Genomic DNA, 16272 nt, shown 5'->3' with positions numbered 1-16272 from the left:
TGCTAGGTCTGTGTCCGCTCGCTGCCAGGGCCCCGAAGGCAAGTCGGTATTGTGTCCGATCAGGCCAGAGATGAGATTAACGATTCAGCCTGGTCGCTCCGATGGCGACATAGCTGAATGGGCATATCATAAGTGCAGTAAACGTGAAAATGGCGCGAGCGCCCCGCCGCCCGTCGGCCTGCCTGCGTCGGGCGCAGACAACAAAAAAGGCGCACTCCTGGGAGTGCGCCTCGTGCTCGGATCAGCCGCCTCGCCTCGGCTGGCCCGGCATTCACTACCGCTGCACTTACATCTTTGCAGCGACCACCTTCAGACCAGTGGACTTGACGCTCTTGACGCCTTCGATGCCCTTGGCAACTGCCACGGCCTTGTCGTGCTCGGCCTTGGTCGCAACCGTGCCGGTCAGGGTGACGATGCCGTTCTTGGTCTCGACCTTGACGTCGGTGCCCGACACATTGTCGGTCGCCAGCAGGTCGGCCTTCACCTTGGTGGTGATCCAGGTGTCGGTGACCGGCTTCTTGGACTCGTTCATGCCGGCGGCATGGTCCTTGTGGTCGGCGTGTTCCTGCGGCGCGGCAAATGCCTGCGAGGCGCCCAGCGCCAGACCCAGCGACAGCGCCACGGCCAGCAGCTTACGTACCTGTGTGATGTTCTTCATCGGATAGTCCCTCCTGTTGAATGTGGCTGGAGTCTGCAGTGGCGCTCGTCGTGCACACGTGACTGCCGGATGCAGGGGTTGTGAACCCGGCGCACACGGGTGTGTGCAATACCATGCAGGCCTCTTCCGTCGTTGCGATGAACCGTTTTCAATGCCTAAACCGTTCAATCTGGCCGTCGTCGGCTATGGCTATGTCGGCCGCACCTTCCATGCCCCGCTGATCGCCAGCACTCCGGGCCTGACACTGCACAGCGTGGTGTCGTCCAAGCCGCAGCAGGCACAGGCCGACTTTCCCGAGGTCGCCGTGCTTGCCGATCTGGACACGGTACTGGCCGATCCCGCGCTGGATGCGGTGGTGCTGGCCACTCCCAACCAGACCCATGCGCCGTTCGCGTTGCAGGCCCTGGCAGCCGGCAAGCATGTGCTGGTCGACAAGCCCTTCGCGCTGGACGCCGCGCAGGCGCGCGCGGTGGTGGCTGCTGCCTCAGCGGCAGGACGCATCGTCAGCGTGTTCCAGAACCGGCGCTGGGATGCGGACTTCCTGACCGTGCGCCGGTTGATCGACGAAGGCCAGTTGGGCGAGGTGGTGGAATTCCATTCGCACTTCGACCGCTTCCGGCCGCAGGTGCGCGACCGCTGGCGCGAGAGCGACATCCCCGGCGCCGGTCTCTGGTACGACCTGGGGCCGCATCTGCTCGATCAGGCGCTGCAGTTGTTCGGTACGCCGCAGGCGATCGGTGCGGATCTGCAGCGTCAACGCAACCAGGCGCGCAGCGACGACTACTTCCACGTCACCCTGCGGTATCCGCGGCTGCGCGTGATCCTGCATGCCGGCTCGCTGGTGGCCGACAGTGGCCTGCGCTTTGCCGTGCACGGCACCCGTGGCAGCTATCTCAAGCACGGGCTGGACACGCAGGAAGACCAGCTACGCGCCGGACGCCGCCCCGGAACCGCCGGTTGGGGGGTGGACCCACTCCCGGGCACGCTGACCCGCGTGGACGACGAAGGCCGCGTGCACACCCATCAACCCGACACCACGCCGGGCGACTACCGGCAATGCTACGCGGCCTTCCGCGATGCCCTGGCAGGCACCGGCCCGGCGCCGGTCAGTGGCGCCGACGCGGTGCAGGTGATGGAGCTGCTGGAGCTGGCGCAACGCAGTGCCGCCTCGGGCCAGGTGCAATGGCTGGAAGACACGAGCGCGGCTTCGCGCGGCTGATGCACGGCCGGGCGCCGGTGCAGGCGCCCAGCCGATATTCGGCATCGGCAATGGCGCGCTCGCGTCCTGCGGTGCCACGTGCGGGCACCGCACCAATGCGCACTGCACTCAGTCAGCGGGCACGCCGGCAGTCGCCAGACACAGACACAGATACGATGGAACAGACCTGCACTGCGCGCCATGCAGGCGCGCAGGCGTCGGCGCGATCGCTCAGACGTCCTTGCTGCCGATCGTCGGCGCGGCTTCCGTGGTGGTCTTGACCGCATGACCACCGAACTGGTTGCGCATTGCGGCCAGCAGCTTGTCGGTGAACGAATCCTTGTCGCGCGAGCGCAGGCGCTCCATCAGCGACAAGGTGATGATCGGCGCCGACACTTCCAGGTCGATCGCCTCGGCCACCGTCCAGCGGCCTTCGCCCGAATCGGCCACGAACGGTGCAATCCCGGCCATGGTCGGATTGTGCGCCAGCGCATCGGCGGTGAGATCCAGCAACCACGAACGCACCACGCTGCCGTCGCGCCAGATCTCGGCGACCTGGTGCAGGTCCAGCGCAAAGTCGGTCTTGTGCTGCATCAGCGCGAAGCCCTCGGCATAGGCCTGCATCATTCCGTACTCGATGCCGTTGTGGACCATCTTGGTGAAGTGGCCCGCACCGCTCGGACCGACCCGGCCCCAGCCCTTGTCCGCGGCCGGCGCCAGCGTGGCCAGCACCGGATGCAGCGTGGTCACCGCCGCTTCGTCGCCGCCCACCATCAGGCTATAGCCTTCCTGCAGGCCCCAGACGCCGCCACTGGTGCCGCAGTCGACAAAGGCGATACCGCTGGCCTGCAACAACGCGGCGCGGCGTTGCGAATCCTTGTAGTACGAATTGCCGCCGTCGATGACGATGTCGCCAGGCTGCAACAGCGGCAGCAACTGCGCCAGAGTGTCGTCGACGATCTTGCCCGCCGGCACCATCAACCACACCACGCGCGGGCTCGGCAGCGCGGACACCAGCGCGGCCAGCGCATCAGCGGTGACAATGCCCTTGGCCTGCGCACTGCGACGCGCGCTTTCGCCCGGATCGTAGCCATGCACGCGGTGTCCGCCGTGCACCAGGCGCTCGGCCATGTTGGCGCCCATGCGGCCCAAACCCACCATACCCAGTTCCATAATCGCTCCTCATGATCTGATCAGTGCAGGGTGCCACGCCCGGCGTACGCCGGCGTGGCGGAATTCTCAATGGATTGTTCCGCGGCGGTGCCGGCGCCGCACTGCTGCAGCTGCCAGTCGATCCAGCGCCAGTACAGGGTGCTGCGCAGGTTGTGCAAGGTCAGGTCGATGGCATACGGCGTGCGCGGGTTGCGATCGAGCAGGCGCGCCACGTGGTACCCGATCGGCTTGATGCCCTTGGGATGCACGTACACCAGAAAGCCCTGGTAGAACGGGTCATCCAACAGGCCTTGCAGCGTTTGCAGGCGTACCTGCTGTTGCGCATCGAGCGTGGCACGCAGCGCGGCATCGCGCTCGTACAGCAGCCGCTCGAAGCGCCGCTTGCCCGGCCCGCGCAGCTCCCTGGCCAGCTCCCAGATCTGCCGGTTGCGCGCGTCGTAATGCGCAAAGCCGCCGTGCTGGGCCAGCGCCTGCGCGGCTGCGTCGCTCACATCCACCACCACGAAGTTCTCGGCCTGGTTGTGGATGTCGTCCAGGGACGACTTGTCGAACACATGCGCAATGAACCCCGGCGCGCCGACAAACGCCTGGCGCCCCAGCTGCGCGGTCCTGACCGCCTTGCCGTCGGCGAAGAAGTCGCCGGCATGCGCACCCAGCAGGATGCTGTCGGTGTCGTGCAGGGTCAGAAAGGTGCCGATCGACAACTCGCCGGCGCTGAACACCTGATCGAATCCCGCATCGCCATACAGTTCGCGCTGCGTGGCCAATTGGGCCACCTGCCGTCCCACCCCGCATTCGGAACGCACCTGGCCGTGGTAGAACGCATCCAGCGCCTGCGCGTTGCTGCCGCGCGGTTGATAGCCGCGCCCGAAACTGCGAAAGCCGCTCCAGCCCTGCGACGCCGCGCCGCGCCAGCCGAAGCCGATCCAGCCCAGTTGCAGCGCCGAAAACCGGTAGCCCGGGTTGTCCTGCAGCCGTGTGGCGGCGCGCCGCGTGGCCGCACCGAGTTCGAACGCGTACGCGCATTGGGTCGCCGTATCGTCCAGCAGGGCCACGAGCGTGGCGGCGCGTTGTTGCGCGTTCCAGCTGGCCGGCAGCGTCAGCTGCAGATCGCCGGCCGCGCGCGCCTGCGCCAGCGACGCGCGCGTGCATGGCTCGCCGCGCTGGATCACCGGCGCACTCACCGCAGCGCTGCGGATCTCCCAACCGAGCTGGCGCAACAGGATATCGACGCAGTCCACCGGGGCCTTGCGCGCGGCCTCGCTCGGCGTGGCCAAGGCGGACTGCAGCAGCTGCGCGGCGAGCAACGCGGCAGCGCACAGGCGCACGCCGAGGCGACCACGCCGTCCATGCGGTGCAGCCGCAGGTGCGGCTGCGAACGCAAGCCGCATGCGTCCTGCCTGCAATCGCTTGCGGGAGCTACGGAAAACACTCATCTAGTTGCGGTGACGCGGATTGGCAGCAAGGCGCTGCACCCTCAGACGTAGAAAGCCCCGGCAGGACCGGGGCTCGCAGGATTCGCTACATCATTCTCAGCGACGTTCGCAGACGCGCTCGACCTGACGATTGCCATTGGTCTGCTGGCGATTGCCCTGGATGGTGCGGCCCGCTGCACCACCGGCGACCGCGCCAGCCACGGTGGCCAGCTTCTTGCCGTTGCCGCCGCCGACCTGATTGCCGAGCAGTCCGCCGATGGCAGCGCCGGCGACGGTGCCGCCGATCCGATTCGGATCGGTCGAGTTCTTCTGCACTTCGACATTGCGGCAGCGCACGCGCGTTCCGTCGCCGAACTTGCGGCCTTCATCTGCTTCGGTATAACGCTGCTGATGCGACCGCGTCTGCGCCTGCGCCAAGGTGCTCGTCGCCATCAACGCGATCAGGGACATACCCACGAGGGAATTGCGCATCTTCATCGTCTGTCTCCATCTCGCCCCTTCGGCGAGTCATGGTTCCACTTTCGCCAGTTGGTCGAGAACGCAACGTGAAGCGTGCGGCCAGCGATTCAGGCTTTGGCACAGAGCCTGAATCACGTCCTCACGGCTGTGTTGCCGGCCCGGTTTGCGGCACCTCGGCCGGCGTCGGTGGCGGGTCTTGCGCTTCCACCGGCAACGGTGCCACCGGCGGCTGCGCGACAGGGGGCTGAGCGACCGGCGCTGCAACCGGTGACGGCGCGGCAGCGGGCGTGTTGGTCGCCTCGCCCGTCTGAGCGGCCGCAGTCGCCGCAGGCATGGGGGCCGCCGGTGCCACTGGCATTGCATGCGCAGGCGATGGCGGCACCGCAGCTGCAGCCGCGGGCACCGCCTCGGTGACCTTGGGCAGATACGAATTCAGACGATCGAAGAACCGCTTGTAGAAGGCCGCGTCCTGCACCGTGGTGCTGGATACGCGCACCAGCGAATCGCCGCTGCTGCCCACCGGCAGCGACAGCGAGCCGAGCACGCCCACCCCGACGCTGGCCGAGGTCGAACTCTTCTTCAGCGCGTAACGGTCCTGCAATGCGCTGACGAACACCTGCGCCTTGCCGCCGTCCTGCGTGGCGCAGGAAATGCGCAGGTTGAGCTGTTCGCTCTGCTCGGCTTCCTTGAGCTGGAAGTTCTTGCTGCCCTCCACCGCGGCGGCATCGGCACGCGTCACCGCATAGCCCTGGCTCAACAACACCCGTCGCGCGGCCTCGCAGGCCTGCGGCGAGGTGGCTGCCACATTACGCGAATAGGTGTCGTCGGAATTGAACGACTCGCGCATCAGCATCGTGTCGCCCTTGCTGCCGCCGCAGCCAGTCAGGGTTGCCAGCGCGCCAAGCAGGGCGCCGTGCGCAATCAGGGAAGAACGAGACATGGAGACATTCCGGCATCCAAAACCGGCACAGAGCATAGCCGCAACCCATGTGCGCGCGGCGTCGCCTGGCCGGCTCAGGGCAACGGCGGTTCATCCGCCGGCAGTTGCAGGTCCAGCTGCAGACGGCTGCCGTCGGCACCGATTCGCTCGGCGCGCAGATAGTGGTGCGCACGCACCGCCGCCAGCGCGACCGGCGCCCGGCACGGCTCGCCCCACAGGCTCAGGGCGAATCCCTGCGCCTGCAGCCACACGGTGAGGCGGTCCCAGAGCGGCTGCTCGGCCTGCAGGATCAGGTCCAGATCCGCCGGCCCCTCCGGCACCGACGCCGGCGACTCCAACCAGCGCGCGTAGCTGCCGTGCACCTCCACCGGCAGGCCGTTTGCCCGCAACGCATGCAGCAGCTGCGCTGCCTGCTGCAGGTCCAGCCGCGCACGGCAGTGCTGGAAGATCAGTGCGTATTCGTGGCTGCGATCGCTCTGCGTGCCTGCAGGCGCCAGCGCTGCGCCCGGCCGCCGGTAGCACAGCACCCGCTCCTCGCGCAGGGTGAACAGGCTGGCAAGGATTCGCCCCAGATCCCAGGCCTGCGGGATCACCCGCCCGCCGACGACGACGTTCTCCACCATCGCCACACCGAACCCACCCGGTCGCAACCGCTTGCGCAGCGCGTGCAATACCGCACGCATGCTGGACAGATAGCCCGCGTAATCGGCACTGGCGTACAGCTGCCCGGGCAGCGCCTCACCGTGCCAGCGGCAACCGAAATACGGCACGTTGGTCAGGCACAGGTCGATCGCCGCGGCAGGCGCGGTGTCGACCAGCGTGCCGACCACCACCGGCGCCTGCACGCCGTGCCGCTGCAGGCGCGTGCGTGCCAGTTGCGCACGTGCGGCATCGATCTCCATGCCATGCGCGCCACGCCCTTCCAGCGTGGCCGCCAGCAGCGTGCTGCCGAATCCGCAGAACGGGTCGAACACCTGCGCGCCCGGCGCGCTGAAGTGCCGCACGAACGGGCGCATCTGGTTGACCCAGCCACAGTCGCGCCCGCCAAGTGGATCGGCTGCGCGCAACGCCTCGGGCAGTGCCCAGGACGGGTCATCCGGTGTGGGCGTCCACCAGCTGCGCTGATCGAGCTCATCCACCGGCCGGCTCCCACAGCACATCGGCATCCGGGTCCCAGCCTGCACACAGGCGGCCATTGGCAAAGAACACCAGCTTGTAGAGGTCGCCGGTGGCATGGCGTGCGTGCATGGCCGCGTAGTCGGCACTTTCGAACACCACGTCCAGGCCGTCGTCGCTGCGCATGCGCAGATTCCAGAAGTAATAGCCCTCGGTCATGCCATCCGCCTGCCAGCGCGACCACCACCGCTGCTGCATGCAGTCCGCCAACAGGCGCTCCATGCCGATGCGATGCTGCGCGATGTACCGCCAGGTGCCGTTGCTGCGGTACGCATCGTCCAGACGCGACAACTCGCGAAAGATCACCTGTGTGGCGCCACAGCTGCGCGCCCACGCGAGGTACTGCGCCACGGCATCGGCAGTGTCCACCCCGCCCCGCTGCACGATGCAGACCAGCCGCACCGGCAGGCGCGCTGCAAGGCATTGCGCCGTGCGCGCGAAAGTAGCTGCATCGGCAATGGGTTCGCCGGGACGAAAGCGCATGATCGCGTCGTTGCCGGCCTGCAGCGGGTGGTGGCGCGACAGCTCGATCCACGACAGGCCGAACTCGACCAGGGCATCGATCAGCTGTGCCCCCTGCGCGCGCGCAAAGCCTGCGCCATTGCTGTACAGCACGCGCTGCTCCACGCGCGGGCCGTTGGGCGTCGTCGCCAGCGTCTGCAGCAGGGTCTGCAACCAGTCCGGATCGTCGGTCATCTCCAGGCCGGACAACGAATACGACAACGGCACCTCGTGCAGCAGCTGCAAGGCAGCGCGCAACTGCGCAAAGTAGTCCGGCCCTGGCCGCAACATCGCTGCTGCCGCGCCACCATGATGCTGGCGCAGGTTTTCCGAGCAGAATCCGCAGCGCGCCGAGCACGGCCGTACCGACGCATACGGAGTGAACGTGATCGGCAGCGCTACCCGGTACGCGCGCGCGCCGATGCGCAGTGCATGCCATCGGCCGCTCTCGCCCTGCTCCGGCACGCGCCGCCACAGGCTGGGGGCGGCGGCGCGCAACCCGGCCAGCAGCGGCGAGGCAGACAGCAACGCGTTGTCATCGATCGCGCGCATGGCGGTGCCTGCGTGGCGAACGTCAGCGGCGCGCGGCGTCGGCACGTGCGCGCACCTGTTCCAGGGTCCACTCCTGCTGCATGACGCCGTTTTCCCACACCGTCACCAGCGCGTCTTCGCTGTCTGCATGCGTGCCGACGTCGTCCAGCAACGTGCTGCGATAACTGCCATCACTACGGTTGCGCAGCAAGGTCAGCCGACCGCGCTTGCTCTGCTTGCCCTTGTCGGTGACCGGGTCCTTGTAGACATCGATCCATTGCCCGTCCACGCGCACGGCCGAGCACTTCAGCGCGAACTTCTGCGTATCGCGATCCACCTTCTGCAACAGCGCACCGCCCATGCCGAAGGCGACGTTGTCGGCGGCATACCCGGTAGCGGTGATGCGTTCGAGGATCGCGCGCAGCGACTGTGGATTGATGCCATCGCCCTGGATCACCCGCACATGGTTGAGCACCTTGTAGCCCTTGCCGTTGAGCCGATGGCCGAAGGCCTCGTCCAGCAGCACCAGGCAGTGCTCGACCACGTCCACCGGGTCGCCCGAATCCGGGCGGATCACCACCGTCGCACCGGAGGCGATCACCTCCTCGCGCAACGTGGTGCCCCAATGCTCGCGGATCGCGTGGTAGATGTCGTAGCTGTCCGATACCACCGCCACCAGCGAGCCGGGACGCGCGAACTGCGTCAGCATGTTGCGGTACGCATCGGCCTCGCGCTCGCGGCCCCAGCTGGTGATGGTGCTGTGCTCGGCGGCGGGAATCGAATACCCCGCCACCGGCGTGTGGTAGTGCGCACGCGCCAGCAACAACGCCGACAAGGTATCGGTACCGAGGAAGTTCACCAGATGCGCCGCACCGCCCAGCGCGGCCGAGCCAAGACTGGAGACACCACGCGCGCCGAAGTCATGCAGCTTGAACGGCAACTGTCCTTCCGGATCGTCGCTGGTGCGCTGCAGGTAATCGCGCACGACCTGCTTCACCTGCCAGCTCACCGTTGCCACCGTCACCGGGTACCACACGCGCAACAGCAGTGTTTCCAGATACGACGGCACCCAGAACGCCTTGGGATCGGTGGATTCGATCGTCATCAACACATTGTGCGTGGGCACGACCGCGCCTTCGGGCACGGCGCGGATGCGGATCGGCAGTTGCCCGCCGAGACGATCGACGATGTCGCGCCAGCCGGCTTCGTTGAACGGCTCGCCATGCGCGGCCAGCAAGGCCTTCGCATCGTCGATGTCGGCATGCGTCACCGGCCGGTTGATCGCCTCCTTCAGGATCGACTGCAGGCCGAAGAACACGGTCTGGTCGTAGACGCCACCGCGCGATTCGACATAGAAAAACGCCGCATCGGTGCCAGGTGGATACTGCAGCCAGTGGCTGGCCTTGTAGCTGTCGGTGTTGAGCAGCAGGTTATCGAGGTAATGCATGACGGAAGCTCCTTCGCGTCGGGTGAACCGGCGGTCTGTCCGCCGGCGGGAGGCTACGGTTCGAGCCGATCTTGGATTGCGCGCGGATGCCTTTGGTGGACGACGGCACGCACCCGTTGTCGCTCTCAGCCGCGACCCAGAAAGAATTCGAGGATATGCAGGTGATCTTCGTACAGGCGCGGCCCCATCGCCATCACTTCGGCAAGCGGAATCCAGCGCGCCTTGTCGGCATCGTCGCCCCCGCGCACCGCAGGCAACTCGCCGGCCGGAAACTCGAAGTGGAAGGCATGGGTGATGGTGCGCCCGCGCAAGCTACGCTCGGGGTGATCGAACACCTGGCGCCCACGCAACGACCCCTTGAGCACCGGCACCGGCACTTTCAGCCGGGTTTCCTCGCGCAGCTCGCGCAGGCAGCCGTCCAGCAGGCCTTCGTCCTGGCCGACGAAACCGCCCGGCAATGCCCACAGGCCCTTGCCCGGCTCGGCACGGCGACGCACTAGCAGCACGTGGCCCGAATGCACCACTACCGCATCGGTGGTGACGAAGGTCGGCGGATACGGGGCGTCCTTCCACGCGGCGCGATACTGCTCGATGAAGCGGTATTCGGCCACCAGCTGTGCGTAGCTCGGCGAATTGCGCCGGAACGCTTCCAGCATGTCGTACACCGGCGCCGGCACATTGCCACGCAGCATCAGCAGCCCACCGTGGAAGCCGATCTCGCCGGCCTCGAACAGGTAGCGGCGCAATTCGGTCGCCGACAGCGTGGCGGTATGTTGCACGTCTTCCAGCGGCCACTGCGGAAACTCGCGCAGGTAATAGCTGCTGGCGTCCTTGTCCATGCCGATCAGGCCGATGCGTGCATCGAGCGTGCCGCCATCAGCCTGCACGGCCTCGGCAACCTGCCGCTGCACCTCGGCAATCCACAGGCTTTCGTTGTACAGATGGTCGCGCAACGGGCGCAGGATCAGCCGCGGGCTCTCGCCCGGCAACGCGGACTCGATCATCACCGCGCGTTCGGCGACGGTCCACGGATTGCGAATGGTGCGGGGGGTGTCGGCAGAACCGATCAACACGATGAGCTTGTTCGCCTTGCCCAGCGCATGGCGGGCGACGGCGGCGTGGCCGTTATGAAAGGGCTCGAAACGCCCGATAAACACGAGATAGTCGTACTGCGATGCCATGAGAATCCCTCACGGTTGGCTAGGCAGCCAGCGGTCTATCCGCTGGCTTGGTGCAAATGCTACGCCGATGCGCGATAACGTCAAGCCGGCGCGGTGTCGCAATGACATTTCGGTCATGCAGGCCGATTAGACTCGCCGATTGGTCCTTGAGGAATCCGCCTGCATGCCACGCCTGTCCTTTCGCGCTATCTCACGTTCCTTGCTCGCCGCACTCGCGCTGCTGTGCATCGCCCTGCCTGCATTGGCCGCACCCGCGCCTGCGCCCTTGCGGGTGATGTCGTTCAACGTGCGCGTGCCGGTGGACAGCGACGGTGACAAGCGCTGGGCCGTGCGCCGCACGGCGATGGTGGCATCGATCGAACAAGCGCACCCAGACGTCTTCGGAATGCAGGAACTGGTGCAGGAGCAGGCGCAGTATCTGGCTGCACAGCTGTCTGATTACCGTTGGTTCGGCAAGGGCCGCGACGCCGACGGCAACGGCGAACACATGGGTGTGTTCTACGACAGCCGCACGTTGTCGGTGGTGCAATCGGGCGACTTCTGGCTATCGGAAACGCCACAGGTGCCCGGCAGCCGCAGCTGGAATACCGACCTGCCACGCATGGTGACCTGGGCCCTGTTCGAGCGCCGCAGCGACAAGCGCCGCTTCTATCTGCTCAACACGCACTTCGCCCACCGCGACCAGGACGAGGCCGCCCGCGAGCACAGCGCGCGCGTCATCCTGTCGCGCATCGCGTCGCTGCCGGCCGACATTCCGGTGGTGCTGACCGGCGACTTCAACAGCGATCCTGACCAGGGCACCTACCGCATCCTCACCGCCACGCTTGGCGATGCACGTGCCCGCGTCTCGACGCCGCAAGGCCCGGAAAAAACCTTCCAGGACTTCACCACGCAACCGACCCGACGCATCGACTGGATCCTGTTCCGTGGCCTGACACCAACACGCTTTTCCACGCTGGATACCCGCCCAGGCGGTGTGTTGCCCTCCGACCACTACCCGGTGCTGGCCGAATTCGCCTGGCCGCATTGATCGTGCCGGCGAGGTGACGCTGTCACGATGCCGGCCCGTCTGACGGCACATAGGTCAATCGCGTTGCAGCCAATCGACCAGCGCTTGCAGCATGGTCGATGGCGCGGGCCCGTGACGCAGCACGATCGATAGTTGCCGAGGTGCCCAGGCTTCATCCAGGGGCACGGTGACCAGCCGATCGCGCACGCATGAGCGTTGTACTGCGGCGTGCGGAAGAATCGCCACGCCCATGCCTTGTGCGAGCATGCGGCACAACGCATCGATGCCTTGCACCTTTGCACGCGAGCGCAACTGCACGCCGGCGCGGTTCACGTGTACGCGCAGGTGCCGTTGCAAGGCGCTGTCGCCGGCCAGGCCCAGCGTGTCCATTCCGGCCAGTTGGTTCAATCGCAGCGTCGAGGCGCCAGCCAGTGGATGCGTGGCAGCCATCACCAGCACCAGCCGATCCTCACGGAACGGCAGCACCTGCAGGCCACTGACATCGGCATGGCCTGCGACCACGGCGATGTCGGCGCGTTCCTCGCGCACCGCATCGGCGGCTTCGTCGCTGCCCTGCTCGGTCAACGCCAGATCCAACTGCGGGTGTGCGATGAGAAAATCCGCCAGCCGTTCGGGCAGCCATGCCGACAACGCCGCGGTATTGGCCGCCAGCCGCAGCGTCACCTGCCCGCCGCCACCGTAGCCGCCCAGCTCCAGCTGCAACGCCTCGGTCTGCCGCTGCAACTGCCGTGCGTGCCGCAGCAACACACCGCCGGCCGGGGTCAGGCTGACACCGCGGCGCCCGCGTTCCAGCAGGACGGCGCCCACTTGCAGCTCCAGCGCACGAATCCGCGCGCTGGCAGCCGCCAACGACAACGCCGCCCGTTGCGCGCCGGCAGTGATGCTGCCTGCCTCGACCACCGCGATGAACAAGCGTAGATCGACAAATTCCAGATGCATGAGCGCTCCACAGGCACGTGTACGTCAATCGATGTGCACCGGCCGCCGACAAGGCAGCTTGGTCAAACCGCCACCTAGCTGGCCATGAATCCTCACACGCCCCGCGTCCCGCGCCTCAGCCTTCGGCTGTACCGAAGCCTGCATCAAACAATCCCGCATTGTCCGCCGCGGAACAAGCCCGGATCCTTGCCTGCATGGAGACCTTGCACACCCATTGGTATCTGATCGCAGGTATTTTCTTGCTGGCTGGCTGGGTCAAGGGCGTGGCCGGAATGGGCTTGCCGACCGTGGCAATGGGGCTGCTGGGTCTATGGCTGACACCTGCCGAGGCAGCGACGTTACTGGCGCTGCCTTCGCTGGTGACGAATGTGCAGCAAGCCTGGGGACCAGACACGCTCGCCCTGTTGCGGCGCCTGTGGCCATTGCTGGCAACCGTGACGCTCGGCACCTGGCTGAGCGCAGGAGTGATGACAGGCTCCGATCCCACTTTGGTCCGCGCCGGGTTGGGTGTGCTGCTGGCGCTGTATGCCCTGCTTGGGCTGGCCCGCCGCCAGTGGACGCTGCAGGCGCGTCACGAACCCTGGGCCGGACCAGTGGCCGGGCTGGTCACCGGCCTGTTGAGTGGCGCCACCGGCGTGTTCGTGTTGCCATCACTGCCTTACCTCACCGCATTGCAGCTCCCGCGCGAGTCGTTGATCCGGTCCCTGGGCTGGTGTTTCGGCGTTGCGACGCTGGCGCTGGCCATCGCCCTGGCCTGGCACGGCGCGCTACCGGGTGCGGCGATCGCTCCATCGCTGTGGGCGCTGCTGCCCACCGCCACCGGCATGTGGCTGGGTGCCTGGGTACGCCATCGCATTTCCGCCGAGACGTTCCGGCGCTTCTTTTTCGCCACGCTGCTGGTGCTGGGCCTGCAAGGCATCTGGCAGGCAATGGCGTAAGGTCACATCGGACGCACTGAACACTGCAAGGCATACCGGCACGGCAGCCGGCTGGTCGATCCGCAGTCACACCCGCTCGCGCCGGTAAGACCGATATGCAGGGTCGGCCAACAAAAACGCCACCGCAGTGCGGTGGCGTTTTTTATTCCTTCAACCCGATGGAGTCGCCGGGTGCTCGGCAGACGATCAGTCGGCCCAACGTCCCGGTGCGGTCGACTGCGGCAGCACCTGCGCCGACAACGGCTGGTCCTGCGACAGCAGGCCAAGCGCATCGGCCAGGATGGCGGCCGATTCGTGCAGCAACGGGTCCGGGCGCTTTTCCGCGGCCTTTTCGCGTGCGGTGTCCTTGACGATATCGCGCTCGTTGCCGGTCAGGCCGTCGTCGCTGTCTTCGGCAAGCGGATCCAGCGGCAGGCCCAGCTGCTTGCGCAACTGCTGGCGGTCCTTGCGCTGCTGATCCTGCTTCTGACGCTCGGCAACGCGCTCGGCCTCGTTCAACGAGATGTACTTCTTGGCCTTCTCATCGCGGAACTGCTTGACGTCCTCTTCCCACCACTGGAACTCCTTGTCGGTGGCGATACGCGCGGTGTGCAGGACCTGCAACTTGGGCAGCAGCGGCGCGAAGTTGCCGTACTGGGTATGCGGCGCGGCGGCAATGCGCGTCCACGGCAGCGCATTGTCGTAGGTGCTCTCGCCGAACTCGGTGGCATCCACACTGGCCGGGAAAGCGATGTCCGGCACCACGCCCTTGTGCTGGGTACTGGAGCCACTGACGCGGAAGAACTGCGCGATCGTCAGCTTGACCTGCCCATAGCGCTGGCCTTCCGCAGCCGGCCAGCGGTCCAGGTCGACGATGTTCTGCACCGTGCCCTTGCCGAAGCTGGTTTCACCGATCACCAGACCGCGACCATAATCCTGGATGGCGCCGGCAAAGATCTCCGACGCCGACGCCGAGCCGCGATTGATCAACACGCCCAGCGGACCATCCCAGGCGACCTTGGGATTGCTGTCGCCATTGACGGTGACGCGGCCGCCGGATTCGCGCACCTGCACCACCGGACCCTGCTCGATGAACAGGCCGGTGAGCTCGATCGCTTCGTCCAGCGAACCGCCGCCGTTGTTGCGCAGGTCCAGCACCACGCCGTCGACCTTGTCGGTCTTGAAGCCGGCCAGCAGCTTGGCGACGTCGCGCGTTGCCGAGGCATAGTCGGTCGCGTTGCGGCGGCGGCCTTCGAAATCCTGATAGAAGCCCGGCAACTTGATGATGCCGATGCGACGCTCCGGCTCGCTGCCCTTGGCCGGCAGGGTGATGGTCTCGCCCTTGGCTGCCTGCTCGGCCAGCCGCACCTTCTGCCGGGTCAGCGTCACCGTGCGGTGCTTGCCGTCGATGCCCGACTCGGCCGGGATGTACTCCAGGCGCACCTGGGTGTCCTTGCTGCCGCGGATCTTGGCCACCACATCGTCGATGCGCCAGCCGATCACATCCTCGATCGCGCCGTTCTTGGCCTGGCCCACGCCGACGATGCGATCGCCCGGCTTGAGCGTGCCATCCACCGCCGCCGGACCACCCGGGATCACCTCGCGGATCACCACCATGTCGTCCTGCTTCTGCAACTGCGCGCCGATGCCTTCCAGCGACAGTGACATCTGCTGATTGAAGTTTTCGGCCGTGCGCGGGGTGAAGTAGTCGGTGTGCGGATCGACCGCATTGGTGTAGGCGTTGAGGAAGAACTGGAACACGTCCTCGGCCTTCAACTCGTTGACCGAATCGGCCAGCGCGGCATAGCGCTTGTCCAGCGTCTTGCGGATGTCCTCAGGCTTCTTGCCGGCCAGCTTCAGGCGCAGCCAGTCGTTCATCACCGACTGGCGCCACAGCACGTCCAGCTGCTTGTCGTCGGCGGCCCACGGCACGTCCTTGCGGTCGTACTCGAACTTGTCGCTGCCGGTGAAATCGAAGTCCTGCTTGAGCAGGTCGCGCGCGTACTTGACGCGCTGATCCACACGCTTCTTGTAGACCGAAAACACCTGGAACGCCGGATCCAGCTTGCCGCCGCGCAGCGCATCGCCTACGCCCGCTTCCAGCGGCGCGAAGCCGGTGATGTCGGTCTGGGTGAAGAACTGTTTGCTGCCGTCCAGGGTTTCCAGATAACGCTTGAACACGTCCTTGGTCATCGCCTCGTCCAGCGTGCGCGGACGGTAGGCGTAACGGCTATCGGAGAGCAGGCCATAGACCAGCTTGGTCGCAGTGGCCTGGTCGGGCGTGGCTGCGGCCGGCAACGCCGTATCGGCGCGTGCGAGCAGTGCCATCGGGGTGGTCAACACCAGCGCCAGCAGGCCGGCCTTCATGGACGCAGAAACGTTGTAGGTCATCGAATGGCTCTCGGCACAGGGCCGACGAAAGAAAGGCGGTGAACGGATCGGACAGCATGACAGTGCCGAAAGTTGCTGGCGTTGTCATCCGCTGGCTGAATCAGCCTAGCGCCGGGCCTGTAGCGGATTGTGAACGCGACCGTACCCTGCAGGCCGGAACGCAAAGACCGGATACGACAAGACCCCGCAAGAGGCGGGGTCTCGTGGGTCGCTTGGCATCGAAATCGTTGCAACCGCTCGCACGCAGTTGCCACGTGGGATGCGCCCGGCCAGCACGCAGCTGCGGTGCCAGACG

Annotated in this window: 14 protein-coding genes; 3 read left to right on the top strand and 11 right to left on the bottom strand. The window is 66.5% G+C overall.

Features of this window, described 5'->3' with window-relative positions; all coding sequences use genetic code 11:
• Positions 1-286: 286 nt before the first annotated feature.
• Positions 287-658 (bottom strand): BON domain-containing protein, encoded by a 372-nt coding sequence (locus H7A87_RS03520; protein WP_164739034.1) that lies wholly within the window; start codon positions 656-658, stop codon positions 287-289.
• Positions 659-809: 151 nt separating this feature from the next.
• Here H7A87_RS03520 and H7A87_RS03515 point away from each other — a divergent pair, with 151 nt between their 5' ends.
• The gene (locus H7A87_RS03515; RefSeq protein WP_119129577.1) at positions 810-1877 is read left to right on the top strand and encodes an oxidoreductase; all 1068 of its coding nucleotides are present in this window, start codon (positions 810-812) and stop codon (positions 1875-1877) included.
• 210 nt (positions 1878-2087) lie between these two features.
• Here the strand turns inward: H7A87_RS03515 and gnd are convergent, their stop codons facing one another.
• The 8 genes from gnd to H7A87_RS03475 form a co-directional block, all read right to left on the bottom strand.
• The gene (gnd, locus tag H7A87_RS03510; RefSeq protein ID WP_104649208.1) at positions 2088-3029 is read right to left on the bottom strand and encodes a phosphogluconate dehydrogenase (NAD(+)-dependent, decarboxylating); all 942 of its coding nucleotides are present in this window, start codon (positions 3027-3029) and stop codon (positions 2088-2090) included.
• A 20-nt stretch (positions 3030-3049) separates the two neighbouring features.
• Entirely contained in the window at positions 3050-4420 is a 1371-nt protein-coding gene (locus tag H7A87_RS03505; RefSeq protein WP_232087919.1) for a hypothetical protein, read from the bottom strand.
• Between the two features lie 141 nt (positions 4421-4561).
• Entirely contained in the window at positions 4562-4942 is a 381-nt protein-coding gene (locus H7A87_RS03500; RefSeq protein WP_104583789.1) for a glycine zipper 2TM domain-containing protein, read from the bottom strand.
• Between the two features lie 121 nt (positions 4943-5063).
• Positions 5064-5864 carry a DUF2242 domain-containing protein gene (locus tag H7A87_RS03495; RefSeq protein WP_180496883.1) on the bottom strand — a complete coding sequence of 267 codons (801 nt, stop codon included), beginning with the start codon at positions 5862-5864 and terminating at the stop codon, positions 5064-5066.
• A 74-nt stretch (positions 5865-5938) separates the two neighbouring features.
• Positions 5939-7003 carry a DNA methyltransferase gene (locus H7A87_RS03490; protein ID WP_119129575.1) on the bottom strand — a complete coding sequence of 355 codons (1065 nt, stop codon included), beginning with the start codon at positions 7001-7003 and terminating at the stop codon, positions 5939-5941.
• On the bottom strand, positions 6996-8093 hold the full coding sequence (locus H7A87_RS03485) for a hypothetical protein (RefSeq protein ID WP_119129735.1): 1098 nt from the start codon (positions 8091-8093) through the stop codon (positions 6996-6998). Before H7A87_RS03485 ends, H7A87_RS03490 begins: the two co-directional genes overlap by 8 nt.
• Positions 8094-8115: 22 nt before the next feature.
• Positions 8116-9519 carry a nicotinate phosphoribosyltransferase gene (locus tag H7A87_RS03480; RefSeq protein ID WP_119129574.1) on the bottom strand — a complete coding sequence of 468 codons (1404 nt, stop codon included), beginning with the start codon at positions 9517-9519 and terminating at the stop codon, positions 8116-8118.
• 125 nt (positions 9520-9644) lie between these two features.
• Positions 9645-10700 (bottom strand): bifunctional nicotinamide-nucleotide adenylyltransferase/Nudix hydroxylase, encoded by a 1056-nt coding sequence (locus H7A87_RS03475; RefSeq protein ID WP_104649212.1) that lies wholly within the window; start codon positions 10698-10700, stop codon positions 9645-9647.
• Between the two features lie 163 nt (positions 10701-10863).
• Between H7A87_RS03475 and H7A87_RS03470 the strand changes: the two genes are divergently transcribed.
• Positions 10864-11730 (top strand): endonuclease/exonuclease/phosphatase family protein, encoded by an 867-nt coding sequence (locus H7A87_RS03470; protein ID WP_119129573.1) that lies wholly within the window; start codon positions 10864-10866, stop codon positions 11728-11730.
• Between the two features lie 54 nt (positions 11731-11784).
• On the opposite strand, the gene H7A87_RS03465 is transcribed toward H7A87_RS03470, so the two are convergent.
• A complete protein-coding gene (locus H7A87_RS03465) occupies positions 11785-12669 on the bottom strand; it encodes a LysR substrate-binding domain-containing protein (protein ID WP_119129572.1) in 885 nt (294 codons plus the stop codon).
• A gap of 194 nt (positions 12670-12863) precedes the next feature.
• Between H7A87_RS03465 and H7A87_RS03460 the strand changes: the two genes are divergently transcribed.
• Positions 12864-13607, top strand: coding sequence for a sulfite exporter TauE/SafE family protein (locus tag H7A87_RS03460; RefSeq protein ID WP_119129571.1), 744 nt, complete (start codon positions 12864-12866; stop codon positions 13605-13607).
• Positions 13608-13793: 186 nt separating this feature from the next.
• Here the strand turns inward: H7A87_RS03460 and H7A87_RS03455 are convergent, their stop codons facing one another.
• The gene (locus tag H7A87_RS03455) at positions 13794-15953 is read right to left on the bottom strand and encodes a carboxy terminal-processing peptidase (protein ID WP_180496985.1); all 2160 of its coding nucleotides are present in this window, start codon (positions 15951-15953) and stop codon (positions 13794-13796) included.
• Between the last annotated feature and the right edge of the window lie 319 nt (positions 15954-16272).

This window comes from Xanthomonas sp. CPBF 426 (assembly GCF_903989465.1).
Classification (GTDB): Bacteria; Pseudomonadota; Gammaproteobacteria; order Xanthomonadales; family Xanthomonadaceae; genus Xanthomonas; species Xanthomonas euroxanthea.
This window is presented reverse-complemented; position numbering and strand designations above follow the sequence as displayed.